Source organism: Deltaproteobacteria bacterium (genome assembly GCA_029858205.1).
GTDB lineage: Bacteria > Desulfobacterota > GWC2-55-46 > GWC2-55-46 > DRQE01 > JAOUFM01.
The window spans coordinates 31,629-54,272 of sequence record JAOUFM010000005.1; the positions used below are offsets into that span (position 1 = coordinate 31,629).

General features: G+C 51.4%; 20 protein-coding genes and 2 tRNA genes. 13 read left to right on the forward strand and 9 right to left on the reverse strand.

Going from position 1 to position 22,644, the window contains the following annotated elements; genetic code table 11:
* Positions 1-4 precede the first annotated feature (4 nt).
* Both OEV59_05355 and OEV59_05360 read right to left on the reverse strand, forming a co-directional pair.
* Positions 5-80, reverse strand: a tRNA-Glu gene (locus OEV59_05355).
* 196 nt (positions 81-276) lie between these two features.
* A tRNA-Lys gene (locus OEV59_05360) sits at positions 277-352 on the reverse strand.
* Between the two features lie 264 nt (positions 353-616).
* Between OEV59_05360 and ppdK the strand changes: the two genes are divergently transcribed.
* Both ppdK and OEV59_05370 read left to right on the forward strand, forming a co-directional pair.
* Positions 617-3,325 (forward strand): pyruvate, phosphate dikinase, encoded by a 2,709-nt coding sequence (gene ppdK, locus OEV59_05365; GenBank protein MDH4227163.1) that lies wholly within the window; start codon positions 617-619, stop codon positions 3,323-3,325.
* Between the two features lie 126 nt (positions 3,326-3,451).
* Entirely contained in the window at positions 3,452-4,795 is a 1,344-nt protein-coding gene (locus OEV59_05370) for an STAS-like domain-containing protein (protein MDH4227164.1), read from the forward strand.
* Between the two features lie 583 nt (positions 4,796-5,378).
* On the opposite strand, the gene OEV59_05375 is transcribed toward OEV59_05370, so the two are convergent.
* The 7 genes from OEV59_05375 to OEV59_05405 all read right to left on the reverse strand — a co-directional run bounded on the left by OEV59_05375 (position 5,379) and on the right by OEV59_05405 (position 12,269).
* Positions 5,379-5,939, reverse strand: a complete 561-nt coding sequence (locus tag OEV59_05375; GenBank protein ID MDH4227165.1) for an ankyrin repeat domain-containing protein — start codon at positions 5,937-5,939, stop codon at positions 5,379-5,381.
* A gap of 499 nt (positions 5,940-6,438) precedes the next feature.
* Positions 6,439-8,394, reverse strand: a complete 1,956-nt coding sequence (locus OEV59_05380; protein ID MDH4227166.1) for a glycoside hydrolase family 15 protein — start codon at positions 8,392-8,394, stop codon at positions 6,439-6,441.
* The gene (locus OEV59_05385; GenBank protein MDH4227167.1) at positions 8,373-9,662 is read right to left on the reverse strand and encodes a glycosyltransferase; all 1,290 of its coding nucleotides are present in this window, start codon (positions 9,660-9,662) and stop codon (positions 8,373-8,375) included. Before OEV59_05385 ends, OEV59_05380 begins: the two co-directional genes overlap by 22 nt.
* 172 nt (positions 9,663-9,834) lie before the next feature.
* Positions 9,835-9,963 carry a hypothetical protein gene (locus OEV59_05390; GenBank protein MDH4227168.1) on the reverse strand — a complete coding sequence of 43 codons (129 nt, stop codon included), beginning with the start codon at positions 9,961-9,963 and terminating at the stop codon, positions 9,835-9,837.
* Positions 9,964-10,357: 394 nt separating this feature from the next.
* Entirely contained in the window at positions 10,358-10,915 is a 558-nt protein-coding gene (locus tag OEV59_05395; protein MDH4227169.1) for a hypothetical protein, read from the reverse strand.
* 530 nt (positions 10,916-11,445) lie between these two features.
* Complete coding sequence (locus tag OEV59_05400; protein ID MDH4227170.1) at positions 11,446-11,907, reverse strand: hypothetical protein; 462 nt, start codon at positions 11,905-11,907, stop codon at positions 11,446-11,448.
* On the reverse strand, positions 11,904-12,269 hold the full coding sequence (locus OEV59_05405) for a cytochrome c oxidase assembly factor 1 family protein (protein MDH4227171.1): 366 nt from the start codon (positions 12,267-12,269) through the stop codon (positions 11,904-11,906). Before OEV59_05405 ends, OEV59_05400 begins: the two co-directional genes overlap by 4 nt.
* Before the next feature lie 507 nt (positions 12,270-12,776).
* Between OEV59_05405 and OEV59_05410 the strand changes: the two genes are divergently transcribed.
* From OEV59_05410 to purH, 11 genes are all read left to right on the forward strand, one after another.
* On the forward strand, positions 12,777-12,998 hold the full coding sequence (locus OEV59_05410) for an AtpZ/AtpI family protein (protein ID MDH4227172.1): 222 nt from the start codon (positions 12,777-12,779) through the stop codon (positions 12,996-12,998).
* Positions 12,988-13,404, forward strand: coding sequence for a hypothetical protein (locus OEV59_05415; GenBank protein ID MDH4227173.1), 417 nt, complete (start codon positions 12,988-12,990; stop codon positions 13,402-13,404). The genes OEV59_05410 and OEV59_05415 overlap by 11 nt, the downstream gene beginning before the upstream one ends.
* A gap of 1 nt (position 13,405) precedes the next feature.
* On the forward strand, positions 13,406-14,071 hold the full coding sequence (gene atpB / locus OEV59_05420) for a F0F1 ATP synthase subunit A (protein ID MDH4227174.1): 666 nt from the start codon (positions 13,406-13,408) through the stop codon (positions 14,069-14,071).
* An 82-nt stretch (positions 14,072-14,153) separates the two neighbouring features.
* Positions 14,154-14,525 carry an ATP synthase F0 subunit C gene (gene atpE, locus OEV59_05425; protein MDH4227175.1) on the forward strand — a complete coding sequence of 124 codons (372 nt, stop codon included), beginning with the start codon at positions 14,154-14,156 and terminating at the stop codon, positions 14,523-14,525.
* A 183-nt stretch (positions 14,526-14,708) separates the two neighbouring features.
* On the forward strand, positions 14,709-15,449 hold the full coding sequence (locus OEV59_05430) for a sigma-70 family RNA polymerase sigma factor (GenBank protein ID MDH4227176.1): 741 nt from the start codon (positions 14,709-14,711) through the stop codon (positions 15,447-15,449).
* Between the two features lie 151 nt (positions 15,450-15,600).
* Positions 15,601-16,719, forward strand: coding sequence for an alanine racemase (alr, locus tag OEV59_05435; GenBank protein ID MDH4227177.1), 1,119 nt, complete (start codon positions 15,601-15,603; stop codon positions 16,717-16,719).
* Positions 16,716-17,510, forward strand: a complete 795-nt coding sequence (locus OEV59_05440; protein ID MDH4227178.1) for an ABC transporter permease — start codon at positions 16,716-16,718, stop codon at positions 17,508-17,510. The genes alr and OEV59_05440 overlap by 4 nt, the downstream gene beginning before the upstream one ends.
* Before the next feature lie 23 nt (positions 17,511-17,533).
* A complete protein-coding gene (locus OEV59_05445; GenBank protein MDH4227179.1) occupies positions 17,534-18,280 on the forward strand; it encodes an ABC transporter ATP-binding protein in 747 nt (248 codons plus the stop codon).
* Positions 18,281-18,293: 13 nt separating this feature from the next.
* On the forward strand, positions 18,294-19,736 hold the full coding sequence (locus OEV59_05450; protein ID MDH4227180.1) for an MlaD family protein: 1,443 nt from the start codon (positions 18,294-18,296) through the stop codon (positions 19,734-19,736).
* A 17-nt stretch (positions 19,737-19,753) separates the two neighbouring features.
* Positions 19,754-21,031 carry an ASKHA domain-containing protein gene (locus OEV59_05455; protein ID MDH4227181.1) on the forward strand — a complete coding sequence of 426 codons (1,278 nt, stop codon included), beginning with the start codon at positions 19,754-19,756 and terminating at the stop codon, positions 21,029-21,031.
* Positions 21,032-21,067: 36 nt separating this feature from the next.
* A complete protein-coding gene (gene purH / locus OEV59_05460; protein MDH4227182.1) occupies positions 21,068-22,633 on the forward strand; it encodes a bifunctional phosphoribosylaminoimidazolecarboxamide formyltransferase/IMP cyclohydrolase in 1,566 nt (521 codons plus the stop codon).
* Positions 22,634-22,644: the final 11 nt, after the last annotated feature.

Below are 22,644 nucleotides of genomic sequence, written 5' to 3' on the forward strand. Positions count from 1 at the left end.
TAATTGGCGTCCCCACGGGGATTCGAACCCCGGTTACCGCCGTGAAAGGGCAGTGTCCTTGGCCTCTAGACGATGGGGACGTATAAAAAACAGTTGCCGCTTATCCGTTATTGGCAACCAATTACTTACCGATATCTCACTTCTCTTTTTTATAAAAATAACGCGACAATTGTATTTTCTTAACTTAACGGCTGCTAACCGCCTTCAATAACCCGGCAATTACAACCTGCCAATAACTACCGCCGACAACCGATAACCGTCAGCCGATAACTTTTCTGGTGAGGCGCCCGGGATTCGAACCCGGGACCACCTGCTTAAAAGGCAGATGCTCTACCGGCTGAGCTAGCGCCTCGCTAGGATAACTCCAAAACGCCGAATTATATTATTTAACATACGCCGCAGTTTTTGTCAAACCCAAAACCCGATTGCCCGCCAACACAACCTCAACCAAAAACTTGCAACATACGCCGCAAAAATGTATAGTATATCTTCCCTGAAACACGCGCCTATTTGCTTGCGCACGGCCCTTATTCTGGTATAATCACCGGGCCCGGGGTTCGTAAAGTTTTCTCTGCTGGCACACACCTTAATATATAACTCTTCGGAGGTCTTGGACATGGCAAAGAAAAAATTCGTATACTTCTACGGCGGCGGAAAAGCCGAGGGCAAAGGCACCATGAAGGAGCTCCTTGGCGGAAAGGGCGCCGGGCTCGCCGAGATGACCAACATCGGGCTCCCTGTTCCCGCAGGCTTCACAATCACCACAGAGGTCTGCGACCTCTTCTACAAGAACAATAAAAAGCACCCGGCCGGATTGAAGGAAGAAGTCGCCAGCCACCTAAAGAGGCTCGAAAAGCTCGTTGGCAAGAAGCTTGGCGACCCAAACGACCCACTTCTCGTATCGGTGCGCTCCGGAGCGGCCATGAGCATGCCGGGGATGATGGAAACGATACTGAACCTCGGACTAAACGACAAGAGTGTCGAGGGGCTTGCCAAAAAGACCTCCAACAGGAGATTCGCGCTAGACGCGTACCGCCGCTTCATCACGATGTACGGCTCGACCGCGATGGGGATTGCCAGAGAAAAGTTCGAGGCCGAGTTCGAGGACGTAAAAGAGCGCCGCACAAAGGTCAGGCTCAAAATCCGCACAGCGCACGTCGTCGACACAGACGTTAACGAAGAAGAGCTCGGCGAGCTGATTGGCAGATACAAGGGCATATATAAAGACCACACCAAAAAAGACTTTCCGCAGGACCCTGTCGAGCAGCTCTGGGGCGCGATAGACGCGGTCTTTAATTCATGGATGGCAGAGAAGGCCGTCACATACCGCCGCGTTGAAAAAATCACCGGCCAGCTCGGCACCGCTGTAAACATCGTGCAGATGGTCTTTGGCAACATGGGCGAGAACTCGGGCACCGGAGTGTGCTTTACAAGAGACCCGAACTCCGGCTCCGACGAATTCTACGGCGACGTATTAATGAACGCGCAAGGCGAGGACGTTGTCGCCGGCATCAGGACCCCTATACAGCTCTCAGACCTCAAGGGCACCATGCCAAAGATATACAAGCAGCTCGTTGACGTAAGAGCAAAGCTCGAGCGCCACTATAGGGACATGCAGGACATCGAGTTCACTATCGAAGAAGGCACTCTCTACATACTGCAGACAAGAAACGGCAAAAGGTCTCCGCAGGCCGCGTTTAAAATTGCGGCAGACATGGTAAAGGAAAAGCTCATTGCAAAGGAAGACGCGGTACTTCGGATAAAGCCCAAGGACATCGAGGGCCTATTCTACCCGGTAATCGACTCATCCATCTCCCCTGACGAACTTAAGTCCAAGCTCTACGCAACAGGAATCGCCGCGGTCCCGGGCGCAGCCGCGGGCCAGGTCGTATTCAACGCAAAGGACGCAGAAGAGTGGACGGCAGCGGGCAAGAAGGTAATACTTGTAAGAAAGGAAACAAGCCCCGAGGACGTCGGCGGCATGCACGCGGCAAAGGGCATACTCACGGCAAGGGGCGGCAAGACCTCTCACGCCGCGGTCGTTGCAAGAGGCTGGGGCAAGTGTTGCATCGTCGGGTGCGAGGACCTTCGCATAGACTATAACACGAAGACGATCACCGTTGGCAAGACCGTCATCAACGAAGGCGACGACATAACGCTAAACGGCTCTACCGGAGAGGTATACCTCTCAGCCCTTCCGCTTAAAAAACCAGAGCTGCCAGAGGCATACAACACAATCATGGCCTGGGCGGATTCGATAAGAAGGCTAAAGGTAAGGACCAACGTCGACACCCCGTACGACGCCGAGAACGCGATAAAGCTCGGCGCAGAGGGCATCGGCCTTTGCAGAACAGAGCACATGTTCTTCGATACCGACGAAAGACGCCTTGCCATACAGAAGATGATAGTTGCAGAGGACGTTATGTCGCGTAAGGTCGCTCTCGCAGAGCTTCTGCCCATGCAGAAAAAGGACTTTATCGGCATATTCCGCGCGATGGAAGGCAAGCCCGTTACAATAAGGCTCCTTGACCCGCCTCTTCATGAGTTCGTACCGCACACAGAGAACGACCAGAAGCACCTTGCGCAGGCCCTTGGCATTCCGTTCCACATGGTCAAGTGGAAGATAGAGCGTCTCTACGAGGCAAACCCCATGCTCGGGCACAGGGGCTGCAGGCTTTGCATCACGTACCCGGAAATACTCGAAATGCAGGTCAGAGCCATAATCGAGGCAGCGTGCGAATGCAAGAAAATCGGCGTAAAGGTCATGCCGGAGATCATGCACCCGCTCGTCATAGACAGAAAAGAGCTGCAGATACTTGCGGACACGACAAGAAAGGTCGCTTCCGAGGTCATGGAAGAGTGCGGCCTGAAGGTGGACTACCTCGTCGGCACCATGATAGAAGTGCCGAGAGCGGCGATACTTGCACACAGGATTGCCGAGGTTGCCGAGTTCTTCTCCTTTGGCACGAACGACTTAACACAAATGACGCTTGGCATGAGCAGAGACGATGCCGGACGCTTCCTGCCCGACTACGTGGACGAGAAGAAGACCGGGATATTAAAGGACGACCCGTTCCAGTCGCTAGACCAGGAAGGTGTTGGAGAGCTCATTACAACGGCAATCGCAAAAGGCCGTTCAACGAGAAAGAACTTGAAGATCGGAATATGCGGAGAGCACGGCGGAGACCCGGCAACTGTTGAGTTTTGCCACAGAACCGGGTTCGATTACGTCTCTTGCTCGCCGTTTAGGGTGCCGATTGCGAGGCTTGCGGCAGCACAGGCTGTGCTTAAGGATAAGCCTAAGAAGGCTTCGAAGAAAAAATAAAGCAGCGATTTTGCCGTGATGCTTCGTTGCACAGGAATTTTTGATCCTCGACGTATCTGACGTGATACGCCTGCGGTCAAAAATTCCGTGCGCCTCGCCTAACGGCAAACTTGCCGCTTTGATGGGTTGGAAACAATCTCCTACACCATTTTATTGACAAACAATACTAGTTCTGCAAACTATAAAATTATGGCCCACTTCAACCAACAACAAACAACAATAACTCCTTGGGATAACTTGGCAGATAGTGACTTGAAATCATTTTTTCGTAACTGGCAATGGCTAAATAGGCCCATGCGGCAAACTACTATAGATTTTAAAAAAACAAACTTCTTAGCACCATGGGCAATTACATTATTTGCCACCTACACACTATGGCTCAAAAAAACTTTGCACAAAAATATCACGATCGACATTAATTTAAACTCATCTTCTGGTGGCTATCTTATCCGCACAGGTTTTTGCGATCTATTAGAAGTACCATACCAACAGGAGCAAATAGATGCCCACATTGCCGACAAAACAGCAAAACTCAAATTAATTTCTAACAGCTCAGAAATATACCCTGCCGTGCAGGAATTAATGCGCCTACTTGAAATCGGCGATACAGAAATAGAAGGCGCAATTAGATATGTCCTAATCGAACTACTTAGAAATGTAGTACAACACTCGCAAAGCTCTATTGGTGGAATATGTATGGGGCAATACTATCCCAATACCGGGCTGGTTGAACTTGTTGTTGCTGACATAGGCGTGGGAATACAAAAGACCCTTCATAGCAAATATCCCGAGATTGATAATGATTTAAAAGCAATAAAATTTGCTCCTCAACCACACATTTCCGGTACATTTCCCAAAGCTGCGTATTCATCTATGAGTGAAAATGCCGGATTAGGACTTTTTTTCATAAAAGAAATCGTGACTCGTTCTGGCGGAGGATTTTTTCTGGGGTCGGGAAGTGCACTTGTTAATATATGGGGAACCGAATCGGCAGACCCTTACAAAGAGTATACTATTGCTGACAAGAACGGTTGGGCTGGCACCTTCGCTGTAATACAATTCAAACGAAATAGTATCCTCGAATTCGAAGCAGTTCTTAGTACCTGTAGAGAACTAGCCGCAAAATCTAGGAATTTACCAGAAAAATATTTAATAGACTTTATAGAAGGAATTCCAGCGATACCGGGTCTTACCATTATACCAGTGGCTGAATTCGAAGAAGATGTTGAGCGGGCTTCAAAAATACGCGATACCACTATATTCCCAGCACTCTCAGAAAGAAAAATAGTCGTTCTCGATTTTACAGGAATTAAATTTGCAACCCAATCCTTTGTACATGCGCTTATCTACAAAATATTGCGAGACAACCCTGAAGCAACTACCGGTCTTTCTATAGCAAACTGCACAACCTCGACTCGAGAATCAATTCTTACCGTTGCCGCCTATGCAACAACAAAACCTAAATCATAAACTCTACAGTCCGTAGGGCTGGCACTGCCCGCCCTTCATTACCGTCCCATTCTACCACACCGAAAAAAATTTTATTGTTTTTCTGAAACCACGGGTATGGGGCTAAGCGACGGGCTTAAGCGGGCCGCCAAGGAGGCAGGCGGCAAGCCGGGGCTGCATGAGCGAAGCGATTTAAGGCGGGGCTTGCCGCGAGGAGGCTTGGCGGCGGGGCCGCAGCCCTCGCACGCCCCATACCCAAAAGCCGCCCCGCAGGGGCAAAACATCGAAGACACTGGATTCCAGCCTTCGCGAGAATGACGGCCTGCGAGATTGCTTCGCTTTGCTCGCAATGACCGCCCACACTCACCCCTCACAGGCCGCCAAGCCTGTCCCGTACTTGATACGGGATTTCGCGTCAGGTGAGGAAGCGGTATTCTGTCTGTTCCACCCATCATAAGGCGGCAAGTTGGCTGTCAGGCTAGGCGCGCGGGGATTTTCGACCGCAGGCGTATCACGTCAGATACGTCGAGGATCGAAAATTCACGCGCAACGACGCATGGCAGCCAACTCGCCGCCTTACTTACATCAAGCCCAGCGCCCTCTTCTACTTAAGTATCTCCACTATCCCCTTAAACCCATTGGCTGCCGCGAGCTCGGCAGCAGTCTGGTTAAAGGCACGGGTGCGAAGTTTCTTATCCGCGCCTTTATTCAGGAGCAGCCGCACCAGATCCATGCGTCCGTACTCGGCTGCGTAGTGGAGCGCGGTGTACCCGAAGTCGTCCTGTGCGTTCACGTTCGCGCCGCGCGAGATAAGCAGTTCCATGGCCCTGTCCTGTTTGCCATACGTCGCGACATGGAGCGGCGTCATACCGCCGCCGCCTTTTATATTCACATCAACGCCCTTATCGAGAAAAAGCGGCATGAGGTATATGCTGCCCGCACTGGAGGCGCGGTGAAGCGGCGTATACCCATCCGCATCCTTTATGGCCGGGTCAAGCCCCTTATCGAGAAGGTGCTTGATAGAAACTTCGTCGTTGGTTTTTATGGCGTTGAAAACATCCTGGTCGTACTTTTGGCAGAACTTTGGAATAAGCACCAAGGCTGCAATAACCACAACTGCTATTATGATGTTAAGCTCAGGCTGATGTCTCGGGAATCCGCTCATAGGCACACTCCTTTTTTAATGCGTCATGTGCCGATTATACCGCCGCAGGGCTCAAAAAATCAACGCCATATATCTTAATGTACCGGCGAAACCACCACCCCGTCCCCCGCCCATCCACGCAAGCGATTTTACTGCCAGACGAAGCTTTGCGCCTCTTAGCAGTTGCATAAATTTTCGGGTGCAGGCGTAACCCCTGCACCCGAATAAAAAATCCCTCTCCCCGCATCAACGCGGGGAGGAGTCGCTTGACTCACAGGAGAAAGGGAGCGGGGTACCGGGCTTGTGGTGAACTCAACAAGCTCCGTGGTTTGGCTGGCCTCGATTATAAAACACGCGGCGAGTGTGCGCCGCCCTACACGACCGAACATTTTCTAACGACCCAGACCCAAACGAAAAAGGGACCGTAAAAACAGCCCCTTTTTCCTATTCCTGCGTCTCCACTGGAACGACGCACGCGCATATCCTTAAGGCCCGAAACAGCCTCAACAACTCATCACACCTATAACGACTTATGTTTTTCCAGATACTGCAATACGGTCCATACGAACGCTGAGTGACTCCATGTAAGAGGGGAAACTGAAAGAGAAGAACCGTCTAAAGGATGCACCTGTTCGGCAAGCACGCCAGATGGCTGTGCGTTCTTCACGCACCATTCGAGGTACGGTATGGCCTGATTGAGCTCCCGAAGGTTACTGGCGCTGGCGATACTATACTCCCCCAGCCAGAGCGTGGAGATAAACCAGGGATTGCCCGTAATGCCATCGGGTATACCATCGGGCCGCTGGTATACATCGTTACTGTAGCGGGCACAACCCCCGACAAGAGTATCGAGCCACAGTTGGCGGCGTATCGCCTCCATGGTCCTCGTCATCCGAGGGTCGTTCGGAGCCACTACTCCGAAAAAGACCAGTGCGGCTATACTGATATCAATGACTTCATCCAACTCGTACCCGTATTCTCTTCTGTAACCAGAACGGGCATACCTCTCAAGCCCCTCATGGTACAGGTGCCTGGTCAATCCCTCCACTATCCGCACGGCCACGCCTTCATACTTTTCAGCCAGAGAAACATCCTGGAATAGTCTCGCGAATTTCGCTGCCGCCCTAAGTCCTGCGACCACCGCGGCAACAGTAAACGTGTGCACTCCGAACCGCTCTTCCCACAAGTCATAACACGGGATTGGCAACCCGGTCCCGGCATCGATGTGTGTCGCCATAAAGTCGGCCGCTTTTCTGATAAGCTTTCTGTAAAGCGTCCTGATGAATTCAATATCATTTGAATTTTCGTAGTGTATCCAAAGCGCCCAAAGGATCAAGGCGGTCGAGTCCTCCTGTATAGGGAGCACTTCCTTGTCCTCATGCAGCCATGAATGCCAGTTGCTGGCCAGCGAGCCGTCTGGGTTGTAATGCTGGTAAAGGTAACCTTCCTCGGAAATGATGCCGGCGCAGAAATTGAAATACTTCATGCACAGGTGCGTATGTCCGGCTTTTGCCAGCGCGGCGGCTACAAAAGCCCCGTCACGCCCCCACATATACGAATAGGTGTCTCTCCCGAAGCGCACTATGTCCGAATCATTCGCCGCGATTATCGCACCCTTATTGTCTATCTGTGTTCTCAAAACAAGAAGACTGCGTTTATAGATATCGACAACTGCCGGCGGGAGATCCGCGAAGGACCTGGCCGCTTTATTGGCCCAGGCTCTCCAGTAATCGGATGAACGTTTGATAAGCTCGTCGGGTGTGTTGCCTATCACGTCACGGTTGAGTTGAGCCACCTCCTCATAGTGCGTTCCTGCCGCTATCCAGTAAGATGTATCTGCTTTCCCCTTTGCCGGAAGATGCAGCCATATGCCTATCGCGGAATCGGCAGAACCCCACGATGCCGGGTTGCCGCTGAGTTCGCCATCCTCGGCATCCTTCCACACTCCCTCTCTTCCAGGCGCCCCTTTGTCACCGCATGCGTAGTGGTCTATGCCCCATTTCTCGCGCGTACCGCAATTGATCAGAAAGTACCGGTTTTTCTTGTAATGTATTATGGAGCGTGTCCTGGGGTCAAAGTAGGCGGTATCTCCGATATCTATGCCGTAAAGATGAAAGTCGTGACAAAAAAAGAGTCTTACCCGACGATCGTAATCATATAGATTTACTACCTCTATCTTTTTGATATATACGTTCAGGTCCACATCAACCACGTCATGACAACGCAGTTCCAGACCCATGGACTCGTTTTTCAGATATACATCGGTAACGAGGCTGTCCTCATGATACCTCAGATCCTTTTCCCATTCCGGGCCCATCCACGACAAATGTCCGTCCGCCCAGACACCGAATCTGAAAATGGCCCCGTTTGAATGGTTCTCCTGGCCGACAAAAGGAAAATACACGTCTCTGATCTGATAGTCGGAGTCGAAGTTCAGGAGAAAACTTCCGTTGCTTACCGGGATGTCTTTAGGCATCTTGTATCCTCAGGTATCTGCGCATTTGATATACCGGCGCTCAAGATTCTTTTACTCAACGACGGCTGCATCCGTACGACACTTTCATGTTCGCGGATTGCTCGTTGGTACAGAGCCGAATATTTGCCGGCCATCCTCGTGATCGAAAACATAGTTTCTACGCGTCTCCGGCATTCTCGCGGGTCCACTTCGTTGACGCGCGCAACGGCTCCGACCATCTCATCCATCGTGTCCACCACGAAACCTGTCTTTCCATCCACAATTATTTCAGGAACAGAACCTTTATTAAATGCAATGACCGGTGTGCCGCACGCCATGGACTCTATCAACACAAGACCGAACGGCTCTCCCCACTGTATCGGAAATAAGGTGGCGCGCGCATGATGATACCAAAGTTTCGCGTGTTCGCTACCGAGCTCTCCTATGTAGACAATCTGACTATCGCTGTCCAGCAGGGGTTTCATTACCCTGTCATAGTAGTCTTTATCCGGCAAAACTTTGCCGGCTTCAACAACCAGGTCCAAGGAATCCTTGATGCTGGCAAAAAACTTTCTGTCTGCGGCCTTGTTCTGAACACATCCTGCAATAATAAGCTTGGCGCCTGTTCTTCTGGCAACCTCTATGGCTCTATTCTGCCCCTTGTCAGAGGTTATCCTGCCGATGGTAAACAGGTAGCTGTCTTTCTTAGGCGAATCCTTGACAGGAAACTCGTCAACAGCGACTCCATGATGGACCACCGTGGAATCGTAAAGTAAAGAGCCGTACTGTTTCTTCTGGTATTCGCTTATCGCGGCGCAGTAGACCAGGGGCTGCGACAGGGGCTTGCACCAGCGCTGGTACGCTCTGTGAAACAAGCCGGCCTTCGCGGATACGTGCAATGTCTTGATAATCGGGATATTCAGGTCGAATGCGTGGTCATACATTCGTTCGACCGCGTCCGCGTCATGCATATGAATAATATCGATATCCCCCATCATCGCTCTGAATATCGCACTTGACATATGTTTATCAATGATACTGAGGTAGGCGGGTGTTTTGTCGCTGCAATAATCACCGATGCTATGTTTTACTGTCGTGTACTGTTCCCCGGCGACACTGGAATCTCCCGAGCAGGCGACAATAGACCTGTGCCCCAGCGCTGTAAGCCCTTTGTCTATGTTATAGATGACGGTTTCTATCGGAGCGTAACCGAGGTTTGCTCTTATCGAATGGTTGACCGTTGCTACGTGCAAAACTACAGGTCTTGCATTACCACCTTTTGCTATCATACGCCTCCTGTCCCAATGAAGATGGATTTCATCAGACTGACCCGGAGGTTGATGACAGATTTATCTGGTGATAGTCTCTATTAGGTTACTTAATTATACCATTAAATCGGCCAAGTGAATCACTTAATTTGATTATCTCGAATCAAGCAATTCTATCAGGCGAAGTGGGCATCTAGCTGCTAATGCCCAGGGGGTTCGATTTATTATTCTTATCCTGCTTCTTTTTCAATTCTTGCACTTCTTTTTTCGCCTTTTGCTTCTGTGTTTTGTCTTTGTCCTTTTTCCCGCCCTTATCTCCCATTGCATGGCTCCTTTTTGTAGTCAGTTGAATTTGCTGCTGTTAAGACAGCATACCACAGAATGGGGATTAAGGGTGGTTAATAAGTCGCGGGGTATATTCCCCGCCTTCGCAGGAACGAAGGAATGTGCCAATAGACAGGAGATTGCTTCGCTTCGCTCGCAATGACTGCATTAACATTCGGTGCAGGCGTGACGCCTGCACCGAAATATAAAAAATCGTCATTCCCGCGAAGGCGGGAATCCAGTGTCTTTTAAAAGAGTCGCTTGACTTACGGAAGAAAGGGAGAGGGCGCTGGGCTTGGGGGGGGGGGTGAACTCAACAAGCTCCGTGGTTTGGCTGGCCTCGACTACAAACCACGCGGCAAGCATGCCACATCCTGCGCCGCATTTATAATTTATGGCAATAACATTTTATCAATTTTGTAGACCGCAATACCATTCTTACTTATGCTTTTGTTCTTTAAAATTATTTCAGGGTCGACAACTATAGAAAAATCGCTCTCGGGTTGATCCAAATAATCATATCTTATACTGTCGATCTCGCAGCCAAGACAACCAATATAATTCCCTTCATTTTCAAATATAACGTCTTCCCAGTGTATGGTAATACTAAATTCTTTTCTGTCCCCCTTCCCATAGAGAAATCGTTTCCACATGTTATCTGCGGCCAATTCATCCTTACCCAAGACATCGGGCTGATGTTGCAAGACTTCGCCAGGCCACTTAACAAGTAGCTCCGGATTGTTTGGGTAGCCCTTGATAATTATTTCCTTAAGAGATGGTTCGATGCTTACCGTTCCTACATATTCAAGATTAACATGACGTATTGCATAGCATCTCCAAAAAAACACTCCAAACAAAATACCTATTAGTAATATAATCCAACCATACCGTGTCGCTATGAATGAGCGGCTTCTTTTAATGGCACCTTCCACAATAACACCACCCTTCATACATACACCTCTGTGCCTACAAATCTGCGGGGTGGGCATCGCCCCGCCGTTCCTTAACACCCCCATTCTACCACGCCGGAAAAAGAATTTTTATTGTTTTTCTAAAACCCCGGGTATGGGGCTAAGCGATGGGCTTAAGCGGGCAGGCTCCGCCTGTTTAATAACGCATAGCAGGCAACGTGGCACTTGCAACTCATGGGCTAATAGAAAAATATTCGGGTGCAGGCGTCACGCCTGCCGCACGCCCCATACCCAAAAGCCGCCCCAGAAGGGCAAAACATCTTGTCATGCTGAACTTGGTTCAGCATCCCGCTCTTATATAGAGACGAGATCCCGAAACAAATTCGGGATGACAAACAGATTTTACCCCTCCGCACCTCCCCTTGCAAAGGGGAGGAAATAAGGTAAGACACTGGATTCCCGCCGGAGTTTACCCCGTACTCGATACGGGGCGGGAATGACGGCCTGCGAGATTGCTTCGCTTCGCTCGCATTGACCGCCCTACCAACTATACAAGTTTCGCATCCGTATCACCGGCTATCTTTCGCATCATGCTGCGCTTCATGTTCCTTCAATCTTTCAAGCGTAACGTCCGCGCCCCATCCGGTTTTGGCAAAACCAAGCGCCTTGCCACAGCTTTCATCGGCCAAGGCCTTCTCGCCAACCTTTGTATAAAGGCCGCATAAACGGTACAAAGTTACCGCCCGTTCCTTATCAAGAAAAGCCGTATTTATCACATAACCCTTTGCATCTGCCGCAGTCTTAACTTCCTCATCCAGAAAAACAAGCCAGCTCCTGAGCTCGTGAATGCCGATTTGCGGATTTGCATCCATGTATCCTGCAGCCATATGTTTTTGCATGCGATTGTACACGCGTTGCTGCAACTCAAAGTCCCAACTCCTTTTATATTTAATACTTGCAATCACGGTTCCAAACGCCACACCAATAAAAACTAAGAATAAAGAGAAAATAAATTTCTGATACCAGTTCATAAACCCTCCGAACATGACTCATGCGTTTCTTCCGCCTTAAGAACAATTTCGTTTCCGCCGTCAGAGAGCAGCACTGCGTCGCTGACATTCCAAATATCGCTTTGTTGAACCAGTATAAAATAAACCTTCCCTTTATTTTTAGAACCATGCACGACCAGGGAAAAAGAAAAAGTAGCACCATCTCCCGGCCCGTGATACTGATAAGCCGCAATGCGCGGACTTACCCGGTTTATCTCGCCCAATTCTTCTTTAACCTTATCCGACGACAAAATAAAATCCCTCGCAACATTATATGACTTTGTTCCAGGGAAATACCAAAGTAAAAATATCGCCTCCCCCGCGAAAACAACTGCGAAAATCAATGAAAGCCTGACAAAGATTTTTTTATATTACTTTTTGTCAGTATCCCCATATAACTCCGCAGTCATCAAGGCTGTAGGGTGGCACCAACCGTCATTTTTTACCACCCCATTCTACCACCCCTCACAGGCCGCCAAGCCTGTCCCGTACTTGATACGGGATTTCGCGTCAGGTGAGGAAGCGGTCTTTACCCCATCATAAACCCGCAAGTTTGCTGCCAGACGAGGCAGCGGTATTCTATCTCTTCCACCCGCCCAAAACCGCCAAGTTTTGTGCGAGACAAGGCGGCAAACCAGCCTCACCCATCCACGCGTGCAAGTTTGGCGTCAGACGAGGCAGCGCGGCGGTTTTGTCCGCAGGCGTATTTCGTTAATACGTCGAGGAACAAAAACGCCGTGATAACGAAGTATGGCGGCAAAATCGCGCGTGTGCCCACCCCCAGATTTTATTTGACCCCAGTATCCCGATTATGTTATAAAAACATGTCGATTTCCGGTAACACATTGCCAGTGAGTAACGAACAACATAATAAAGACAGCGTCAAGGGCAGATTAATGCTCGCCTCACTCGGGCTGACGCTTGCCTTAACAACTATCGTAGGGTTCTTTGCCGGGTATTATCTGGACCAGTGGCTGAAAACGTCGCCGTGGCTCGCTATAATATGTCTGGTGCTCGGCGTGCTGGCCGGTTTTAAGAGCGCGCACTCGACACTCAAGAAGTATGGCAACTGAGGCGGTGGAAAGAAACGAAGTAGAAACAGCGTCGGCCCTTATCGGCGCGGTGGCAACAAAGGCGTTATACTTAACACTCGCGGCGTCGGGGGCAGGCACACTCATCGCCCTGGCCTTTGGACAGGAGACCGCGGTAGCTTACGCAGCGGGCGCCCTCTCCGGGCTCGTTACGCAGAGGATGCAGATAAAGAGCGCGGCAAAGTCCGTGCTCCTTGGCCCAAGCAAGGCCGCGCTGTACTCGCAAATCAGGTTTTACTCGCGCATAGCATTAACAGCACTGCTGCTTGGCGCGTTCATAGGCATAGTAAAGGTAGCTGCGCTGCCGCTTCTTATAGGGTTTTTCGTAACGCACGCGATAACAATAGCTGCGGCAGTGGCCGCGCTCAAAAAGGAGCTTAAGACCTAAGATGGAAGAACACGGCCTGACATTCCCTACGATACCGGGGCTCCCGGTGCACACGAGCTTCATGATCTACTCAAGCGTGCTGCTCATCATCTTCTCCTTCATAGTAAGGGGCTCTCTTGCTCTCGTACCCGGAAAGCTCCAGAACATAGTCGAGTACATCATCGAGGGCTTCTCGAGGCTTGCAGAGGACATGATGGGGCATAAGGGCAAGGCCTATCTCCCGCTTGTTTTAACGCTCTTCCTTTATATACTCGTATCCAACTCTTTTGGGCTTTTCCCGACACTTGTGCCTCCGACAGCCAACCTGAACACAACGCTCGCGTTGGCGCTCATGGTGTTCATACTGACGCACATCGTAGGGCTAAAGGAGCACGGCTTTGCTTACATAAAGCATTTTCTCGGGCCAATGCCGATACTTGCACCCATAATGTTTCCTATCGAGGTATTCGGACATCTTGCACGGCCCGTATCCCTCTCGATGCGTTTATTCGGAAACATATTTGGCCACGAGCTTCTCGTATTTTCGATACTCGGCCTTATGCCTTATGCGTACCCGCTTCTCGCGTTCGTAACGGTGCTTGGCGTGCTGACAGTCGTTATACAGGCATTCATATTCTCGCTTCTTACGATGGCGTATCTCGGAGGCGCGATAGAAGAAGCGCACTAAAGACGCATTTGCCGAAAAAGCTTGACATTTTTACGCCAGACAGATATTATTTGACACTCAATACCACGGAGGTGACGTAACAATGACACTGAAGACATTCTACAAAGGCATAACGCTCGCGATATTTGCGGCTATCGCCATACTCGCAACCAGCCAGGGCGCATGGGCAGGCGAAGGAACGGCGGAAGCAGCAGGGTCATCGGGCAACAGCCTGATACTCGCGGCGATATTCCTCGGCGCAGGCCTTGCAATAGGTCTTGGCGCCATCGGGCCTGGCATCGGTCAGGGAAGTGCGGTAAGGGGAGCCTGCGAAGGCATGGCAAGGAACCCGGGCATGGCAGGCAAGCTCACGACCACCATGTTCATCGGTCTCGCCATCATGGAAGCGCTCGCTATCTATGCGCTAGTTGTAGCGCTGATGCTGCTCTTCCTGTTTGCACCGAAGTTCCAGTAAAAGACGCTTTCCCGAATCAAATCAAGAAGTTACCCAAAGGCGTGCCCTTAAAAGCACGCCTTTGGTTCTTGACAAAACGGGTTTCAATCCATATAATAGTACAGTACGCTGGCACACGGTATTATCGTCTGCCAGCTTCTTAATTCTAAAGGCTTTTTCAACACGCACGCAGGAGAACGCATTATGGGCACGGCACTTCCTGTATTAAACGACAGCCTCGGCGCATACCTGGCCGAGATAAACCGCTACCCCCTTCTCTCAAGAGATGAGGAATACGGCCTTGCCGTGCGCCTTCGTAAGCACGGCGACATAGATGCCGCAGAAAAACTCGTCACAGCCAACCTAAGATTCGTCGTAAAGATAGCGCTTGAGTACCGCGACTACGGCGTAAACCTCAAAGACCTTATCCAGGAAGGCAACATCGGCCTCATGCACGCGGTAAAGAAGTTCGACCCTGAAAAGGGGGTGCGCCTCATAAGCTACGCCGTGTGGTGGATACGGTCGTTTATCCAGGAGCACATCGTAAAGGCCAAGGGGCTTGTATCCAGAGCTACAAGGGCCGCCAAGAAGGCGCTCTTCTACAAGAACGAAAATAGCGAGGCCGCGCTCCCGGACGTTTCTCTCGACGCGCCAATCCTTAGCGGCAGAACTGCAACGCACCTTGACATGCTGGCCGATACCTCGCCCGGACAGGAAGAGCTCATGGCCGAAGGCCAGTTAAATGACGCCAACACTGTAATGGCCACAAAGGCCCTTGCCGTGCTAAATCCTAACGAACGCTTTGTCATAGAGCATCGAATAATGGCGGAGACGGAAAAAAGCCTTCAGGAAATCGGCGACTCGCTTGGCATATCGAGAGAGCGCGTAAGGCAGATAGAGGCCGCTGCCATGAAGAAGCTTAAAAAGGCCATTACTAAGAACTAAAACACACCGCTTACCAAGGCTCTAAACACAGCCGGGCGGCTGCCGTACTTTCCTTTTTATTCCCCTTAGGTTTTCCCTTTACCTGTACCCGAATAAATGCTATTAATATCATTAGGAAAATCAGCACCTTAAGTAATCCGGAGGTAGCAATTTGGCGTATAAAAGACCAACCATAGCGCTCATCGATACAGCTTCGCTAAAGCATAACCTTGGCGAGATAAAGCGGCTTGTTGGCTCTGATACCGCCGTAATGGCCGTAATCAAGGCCAATGCCTACGGCCACGGAGATTTAATGACCGCAAACGCCCTTACAGAGGCAGGGTGCGAGATGTTTGGCGTTGCGTATGTGGAAGAGGCAGTGCGCCTTAGAGAAGGCGGCGTAGAAGGGAAAATATTCGTCCTTGCCGGCATATTCGAAGGCCAGTACGATGACATAATCGAGTACGCGCTTACCCCCGTTGTCTGGGACAGCAAGACAGCAGAGGAGATAAACTCATCTGCCGCAAAAAAGGGCGTAACGGTCCCCGTGCACGTAAAGATAGACACGGGCATGGGAAGGCTCGGAGTTCTTACGCCGGAAGCGCCGGAGTTCTTTAAAAAACTGAAGAACTTAAAACACCTCGAGGTAGAGGGCGTGATGTCGCACCTTGCCGAATCAGAGGCCGAGGATAAAAGTTTCTCGCTTGAGCAGATAAACGCCTTTGAAAAATGCCTGGCAGAGATAGCCTCGCTTGGCATCAAACCCAAATACACTCATATCGCTAACGGCGCGGCTGCAGTATCCATACCAAAGAGCCGCTATAACCTCGTAAGGCCCGGGCTCATGCTCTACGGCGTGTACCCGTCGCCTTCTCTAAAGAACCTCGTAGCGCTAAAGCCGGCACTCGAGTTCAGAACGGCTGTTTCGGCGCTTAAGACAGTAAAATCGGGCACACCCGTTAGCTATTCGCGCACATTCACGGCCAAACGGGACTCTACCCTTGCGATCCTTCCCATAGGCTACGGCGACGGCTTACGCGTAGCCCTATCTAACTCCCTAAACGTAATCATAAACGGCTCATACGCGCCTGTAGTCGGGCGCATTTGCATGGACCTCTGTGTAGCCGACGTAACGGACGTAAAGAACGTAAAGCCCGGAGACGAGGCCGTTATAATAGGCAGGCGCGGCGACAAGGCCGTAACGGCAGAAGACCTGGCCCTCACGGCAAAGACCATACCCTATGAGATACTTACCGGCATCTCGGTTCGCGTAAACAGGGTAAAGGCATGAGATTTAGCTTTCGTGAAAGATACCACGGCTTTTTCGAGCACCTTGGCAAGCGCGCCAGGAACTGGGTCGAGACCACTGGGGCCGTTGCCATAATGTTTGGCGAAGCTCTATTTCACTCCGTAACCCCGCCCTTCAAGTTCAAGAACATGCTAAAACAAATGGAAGGCGTGGGTGTCGGAAGCCTGTTTGTCGTGATCCTTACCGGCTCCTTTACCGGCATGGTGCTCGCGATGCAGGGCTATACCGCGCTAAAGCGCTTTGGCGCCGAAAGCCTTGTTGGCCCGACAGTGGCGCTAAGCATGGCTCGCGAACTCGGGCCCGTGCTTACAGGGCTCATGGTCACAGGCAGGGCAGGCTCTGCAATGGCAACGGAACTTGGCACCATGCGCGTAACAGAACAGATAGACGCAATAACGACGATGGGGCTAAACCCGGTAAGATACCTTCTCTCGCCGCGCGTCATAGCAGGCGCTGCGATGCTTCCAATCCTTACGATAATATCGGATTTTACCGGCGTAATCGGCGGCTACCTCGTCGGAGTGAAGCTTCTCGATATAAATTCGGGCGTGTACATAGGCCGCACCATCGACCATGTCGACATCTGGGACATCTTTAACGGCCTTCTAAAGGCCTTTTTCTTCGGCATAATAATATCGGTCTCTGCCTGCTACCACGGCTTTAACACAACAGGCGGCGCCGAAGGGGTCGGAAGGGCCGCCACAAGGGCCGTTGTCATGGGGTGCGTGCTGATACTTATGGTCGACTATATACTTACGTCCATAATGTTCTAAGCCTTGAAAAGACGGCATAATGTATGATAATAATTAAGGATTTGAAAAAGAGCTTCAGAGGCAAGCGCGTTCTAGACGGCGTGAACCTCACAATCGAAGAGGGCAAGATAACGTTCATCATCGGCAGAAGCGGAGAAGGCAAGAGCGTGCTGATAAAGCACTTAATCGGCCTTATAAAGCCGGACTCCGGGCAGATACTTCTAGACGGCAAGGATCTCGTTACCATGAACGAGCGGGACCTAAACGAGGCAAGAAGAAAGTTCGGGATGCTTTTCCAGGGCGCGGCGCTCTTCGACTCCATGACAGTCGGGGAGAACGTGGCCTTCCCGCTAAGGGAGCACACGGACTTCGACGACTCGAAGATAATGGAGATTGTAAAAAGCAAGCTCGCGCGCGTGGGCCTTCCAAACATAGAGCACATGATGCCGTCGGATCTAAGCGGCGGCATGAAAAAACGCGTGGGCCTTGCCAGGGCCATAGCCATGGATCCGTCCATAGTCATATTCGACGAACCGACTACCGGGCTCGACCCAATCATGAGCGACTCAATCGGTTCTCTAATGCTTGAAACACAGCACGCGCTAAAGACGACTTACGTGGCCATATCGCACGACATACCGCTAACCTATAAGGCCGCTGACATGGTGGCAATGTTGCATGAAGGCAGGATAATAGCAACCGGCACGGTAGAGGAAATGAAGGCAAGCGACAGCCCCATAATACGGCAGTTCCTCGAAGGCAGGGCCGAGGGGCCTATAAAGGTATTCTAAGGGAATAGACACTATGGAAAGACTCAACGCAGAAGCAAAGGTCGGCATATTCGTCTTCATGGGGCTAATCCTCCTCGTCTACATGTCGCTAAAGGTAGGAGGCCTCACGATTGGAAGGGAAAAGGGCTACGACCTGTACGTGAGCTTCGAGAACGCCACGGGCCTCGACGAGAACGCGTCTGTCTATATCGCCGGCGTCAAGGTCGGGCGCGTCAAGGCCATTGCCCTCGAAAACAACAAGGCGCGCATGGTGCTTAGAATAATACCCGAGGTCGGGATAGGCAAGGACTTCATGGCAGCGCTTAGGTCAAAGGGGCTTCTCGGAGAAAAGTACGTCGAGCTCATCCCCGGGAGCCCGGATGCGCCGCTACTGGCCGACGGAGACGAAATCATAAACGTAGAGCGCCATCAGGACATCGACAAGCTCGTCGGCACCCTCTCCTCGGTTGCAGACGACATAAAGCAGATCAGCCAATCGCTCTCGAACGTGCTCGGCGGCGAGGAAGGCGAAGCAACGCTTAGAAACATCGTCTACAACATCGAGGACATGACCGCCAAGCTCGACCGCATGATAACGGTGAACGACGAAAAACTCTCGACCGCCATGAACAACATGGCAGAGTTCTCCAAGACCATGAAGGAAGTGGCGGCCTCGATAAATACGATAATAGAAGGCAACCAGGGAGATATAAGAAACGGCATAGCGGACCTAAGAAGCGCTGCGGCAAAGCTCGAGGACGCAATGGACAAGCTCGATAAGATTGCGCCGGAGATAAAGGAAACGGTTGCCTCCATAAAGAACGTCGCAGGAAAAATCGACAAGGGCGACGGCACCATCGGCAAGCTCATAAACAGCTCGGACATCCACGACAACATCAACAAGACCCTTGGCGGCATATCGAGCTACATGGAAAGGGCCGAACGTTTCCGCACCTATGTCGGGTACCGCGCCGAATACCTCTTTAGCCCAAGCGACACGAAACACTACGTAACGCTAAGGCTGCAGCCAAAGGCCGACAAGTACTATCTTATCGAGGTCATAGACGACCCGAGGGGCAAGGTGAACCACAAATCCTACTACATCGCCCCCAACCCGCCTATCGAGATAACCACCACAAGCGACTCAATCAAGGTCTCGGCAGAGGTGGCAAAGCGCTTTGGCAACGTCGTTGTGCGCGGCGGCTTGATAGAATCCACCGGAGGAGCAGGCATAGACTACTATCTACTTTCCGACAGGGTAAAGGTGAGCTTCGAGGCCTTCGACTTCGACAAGGAGAGAAAGCCCCACTTAAAGGCCGGGGCCATGATATTCCTTAACAGGTACTTCTTTGTCTCGGGCGGCATAGACGACTTCGCAAACAAGGACACAAGGAGCTCGTACGCAGGCGTTGGCTTCCAGTTCGAGGACGAGGACCTCAAGTTCCTTTTCTCGAGCTCGCCGCCGATAAAGCCCTGACATCCGGAACCGTAAAGATGCCTCGCAAAAAAACAGCACCGGCAAAAAAACACCGCGCCTTGGGCATTGCCTTTGACATCGGCACGACTACCCTTGCCGCGAGGCTCGCTGTAAAGGGCGCGGCAAAAGACGCCGCTACGGAGGTCGCGGAGCCAAACCCTCAAAAAGAATTCGGAACCGACGTTATAGCGAGAATCGAGGCTGCGAAAAACGGCAATACCGAAAAGATGCAGGCCGCCCTGCTCTCTGCCATGAATTCCATGACAAAGACGCTCATTAAAGAGGCCGGGGCAAAGGCCGAAGAAGTTAAACACATCACGATTGCCGGCAACAGCGTCATGGAGCACATATTCTTCGGCGTATCTCCGGAGCCAATTGGCAGGCCGCCCTACAAGGCGGCATTCAAAGAGGCCCGGGGCCTACGGGCTGCAAAATCAGGGCTTACATTTCTACCCGAAACTATGCTATACTCCTTCCCGCTTATCGGAGGGTTCGTTGGCGGCGACGCAGTGGCTGCGGCGCTCTCAATCGGGATGGAGGGGAAAAAGCAGCGCACGCTCCTTATAGACATAGGCACGAACTCAGAGGTGCTTTTGTCAAAGGACGGCGTAATATACTCAACTGCCGCTGCCGCAGGGCCTGCATTCGAGGCCGCGTCCATAAGGCACGGCATGGCCGCAAAAAAAGGCGCGATAAGCTCGGTAGAGACAAAGGGCGGCTCGCTAAAGGTATCGGTAATCGGCAGCACTGCGGCAAAGGGGATTTGCGGCTCAGGGCTTCTGGACGCAGTGGCAGCGCTTCTTAGACTCGGCGTAATAGACAAAAGCGGCAGGATAGCGGATGCACACGAGGTGGAAACCGTAATATCTGCCTCCATAAGAAAAGACAACAGCGCAAACTCGGTTGTGCTATATAAAAGCGCTTCGGGCGAGATAACGCTTACGCAGGAAGACGTACGGGCCCTGCAAACGGCAAAGGCCGCCATACGCGCCTCCATAGAGGTTCTAATGGAAAAGGCCGGGCTCAGGGAAGAAGAGATTGAAAAGATCTTTATCGCAGGCGCCTTCGGGAGCTCGCTTAAAAAGGAATCTCTCGAAGCCATAGGGCTCTTGCCGGGCTCGCTTGCAAAGAAGGCCATGTTCCTGGGAGATGCAGCACTGGACGGAGCGGCAATGGCGCTTTTCTCCGCTGCTGCAAGGAAACGGGCCGAAACAATTGCGGCAACGGCAAAATACGTGCCGCTATCTGGCTCCATGCACTTCGAAAAACGCTTCATAGCAGCCATGGGCTTTTAATAAAAAAACGCAAAGAAAGGACGCAGCAAAAGCATTATGAGAAAAATTCAGCGCGCAATCATCAGTGTAACCGACAAAGCAGGCATAGCCGCCTTTGCAAAGGAACTAAGCTCCCTGGGAGTCGAAATAATATCCACCGGAGGCACGGCAGAGCTTCTAAAAAAGGAAGGCATAAAAGTAATCCCCATACAATCCTACACGGGGTTTCCTGAGATGCTGGATGGCCGTGTAAAAACCCTTCACCCAAAGATACACGGCGGCATACTCGCCATCCGCGACAACGCCTCTCACTCAAAGCAGACCGAGGAACACGGCATACTGCCAATCGACATGATAGTCGTAAACCTCTACGCATTCGAGGAAACGGTAAAGAAGAACCCTCCGCTAGATGAGGCAATCGAGAATATAGACATCGGCGGCCCGACGATGCTTCGCGCTGCTGCAAAGAACTATAAAGGTGTGGCAGCTGTCACAGACCCGGCTGACTACGCCTCCATCATCGAAGAAATGAAAAAGAACTCTGGCGGGGTATCGAGAAAGACCCGCTTTACGCTCGCAAAAAAGGTATTTCAATTGACCGCGCGCTACGACGCCGCCATATCGAACCACCTTGGGACATATTCCGAGGAGGAGGAAAAGCAGGATGGCTACCCCGAGACCTACGGCGTGCAGTATAAGAAGATTCAAGACCTTCGCTACGGCGAGAACCCGCACCAGAGCGCGGCCTTCTACGCACGCCATAACGCAGAGCCTGGCACCCTCGCCGCAATGAAGCAGTACCAGGGAAAGGAGCTTTCCTTTAATAACATACTCGACCTTAACAGCGCTCTCGAGATATCGAGAGAGTTCAAGGAACCTGCCTGCGTCATCATAAAGCACAACAACCCGTGCGGCGTGGCATCCAATAAAGACGGGCTCTTCAAGGCATACGAGCTCGCGCTCTCGACAGACTCGAGGTCCGCATTCGGCGGCATAGTCGGGTTTAATGCTTCAATAGACGCCAAGCTTGCCGAGAAGCTAAACGAGCTCTTTCTCGAGGCCGTAATCGCGCCGTCATTTTCAGCCGACGCGCTAAAGATATTCGAGAAAAAGAAGAACCTTCGCGTAATAGAGGTAAAAAACCCCGAGGGAGCAATCGACCCGGGAGTTGACATAAAGCGCGTTACCGGAGGAGTGCTTATCCAGGGCGTTGATACAGGGAGCGCATCGGATCTAAAGACTGTCACAAAGCGCGGGCCAACGGACAAAGAGCTCGAGAACCTGATGTTCGCGTGGAAGGTATGCAAGCACGTAAAGAGCAATGCCATAATATTCGCAAAGGATTTGCGTAGCATCGGTATAGGCGCTGGCCAGATGTCGAGAATCGATTCAACGAACATCGCAGCCATGAAGGCGGCCGATGCAGGGCTTGAGATAGCAGGCTCGGTCATGGCCTCTGACGCGTTCTTCCCTTTCAGGGATAACGTGGACATGGCGGCTGAGAAGAAAATCACGGCAATCATACAGCCCGGCGGCTCGATAAAGGATAACGAGGTCATAGCAGCAGCCGACGAGCACGGCATAGCAATGGTATTTACCGGCATAAGACACTTTAAGCACTAAGGAGCCAAGAT

Excerpts from the sequence above, each read along its gene's own strand:
- OEV59_05380 (MDH4227166.1), bottom strand. The coding sequence starts at position 8,394 with ATGCCTAAAGACATCCCGGTAAGCAACGGAAGTTTTCTCCTGAACTTC.
- purH (MDH4227182.1), top strand. The coding sequence starts at position 21,068 with ATGAGAAAAATTCAGCGCGCAATCATCAGTGTAACCGACAAAGCAGGC.
- OEV59_05450 (MDH4227180.1), top strand. The coding sequence starts at position 18,294 with ATGGAAAGACTCAACGCAGAAGCAAAGGTCGGCATATTCGTCTTCATG.
- OEV59_05455 (MDH4227181.1), top strand. The coding sequence starts at position 19,754 with ATGCCTCGCAAAAAAACAGCACCGGCAAAAAAACACCGCGCCTTGGGC.
- OEV59_05430 (MDH4227176.1), top strand. The coding sequence starts at position 14,709 with ATGGGCACGGCACTTCCTGTATTAAACGACAGCCTCGGCGCATACCTG.
- atpB (MDH4227174.1), top strand. The coding sequence starts at position 13,406 with ATGGAAGAACACGGCCTGACATTCCCTACGATACCGGGGCTCCCGGTG.
- OEV59_05395 (MDH4227169.1), bottom strand. The coding sequence starts at position 10,915 with ATGAAGGGTGGTGTTATTGTGGAAGGTGCCATTAAAAGAAGCCGCTCA.
- OEV59_05440 (MDH4227178.1), top strand. The coding sequence starts at position 16,716 with ATGAGATTTAGCTTTCGTGAAAGATACCACGGCTTTTTCGAGCACCTT.
- ppdK (MDH4227163.1), top strand. The coding sequence starts at position 617 with ATGGCAAAGAAAAAATTCGTATACTTCTACGGCGGCGGAAAAGCCGAG.
- OEV59_05385 (MDH4227167.1), bottom strand. The coding sequence starts at position 9,662 with ATGATAGCAAAAGGTGGTAATGCAAGACCTGTAGTTTTGCACGTAGCA.
- OEV59_05445 (MDH4227179.1), top strand. The coding sequence starts at position 17,534 with ATGATAATAATTAAGGATTTGAAAAAGAGCTTCAGAGGCAAGCGCGTT.
- OEV59_05390 (MDH4227168.1), bottom strand. The coding sequence starts at position 9,963 with ATGGGAGATAAGGGCGGGAAAAAGGACAAAGACAAAACACAGAAGCAA.
- OEV59_05400 (MDH4227170.1), bottom strand. The coding sequence starts at position 11,907 with ATGAACTGGTATCAGAAATTTATTTTCTCTTTATTCTTAGTTTTTATT.
- OEV59_05415 (MDH4227173.1), top strand. The coding sequence starts at position 12,988 with ATGGCAACTGAGGCGGTGGAAAGAAACGAAGTAGAAACAGCGTCGGCC.
- atpE (MDH4227175.1), top strand. The coding sequence starts at position 14,154 with ATGACACTGAAGACATTCTACAAAGGCATAACGCTCGCGATATTTGCG.
- OEV59_05375 (MDH4227165.1), bottom strand. The coding sequence starts at position 5,939 with ATGAGCGGATTCCCGAGACATCAGCCTGAGCTTAACATCATAATAGCA.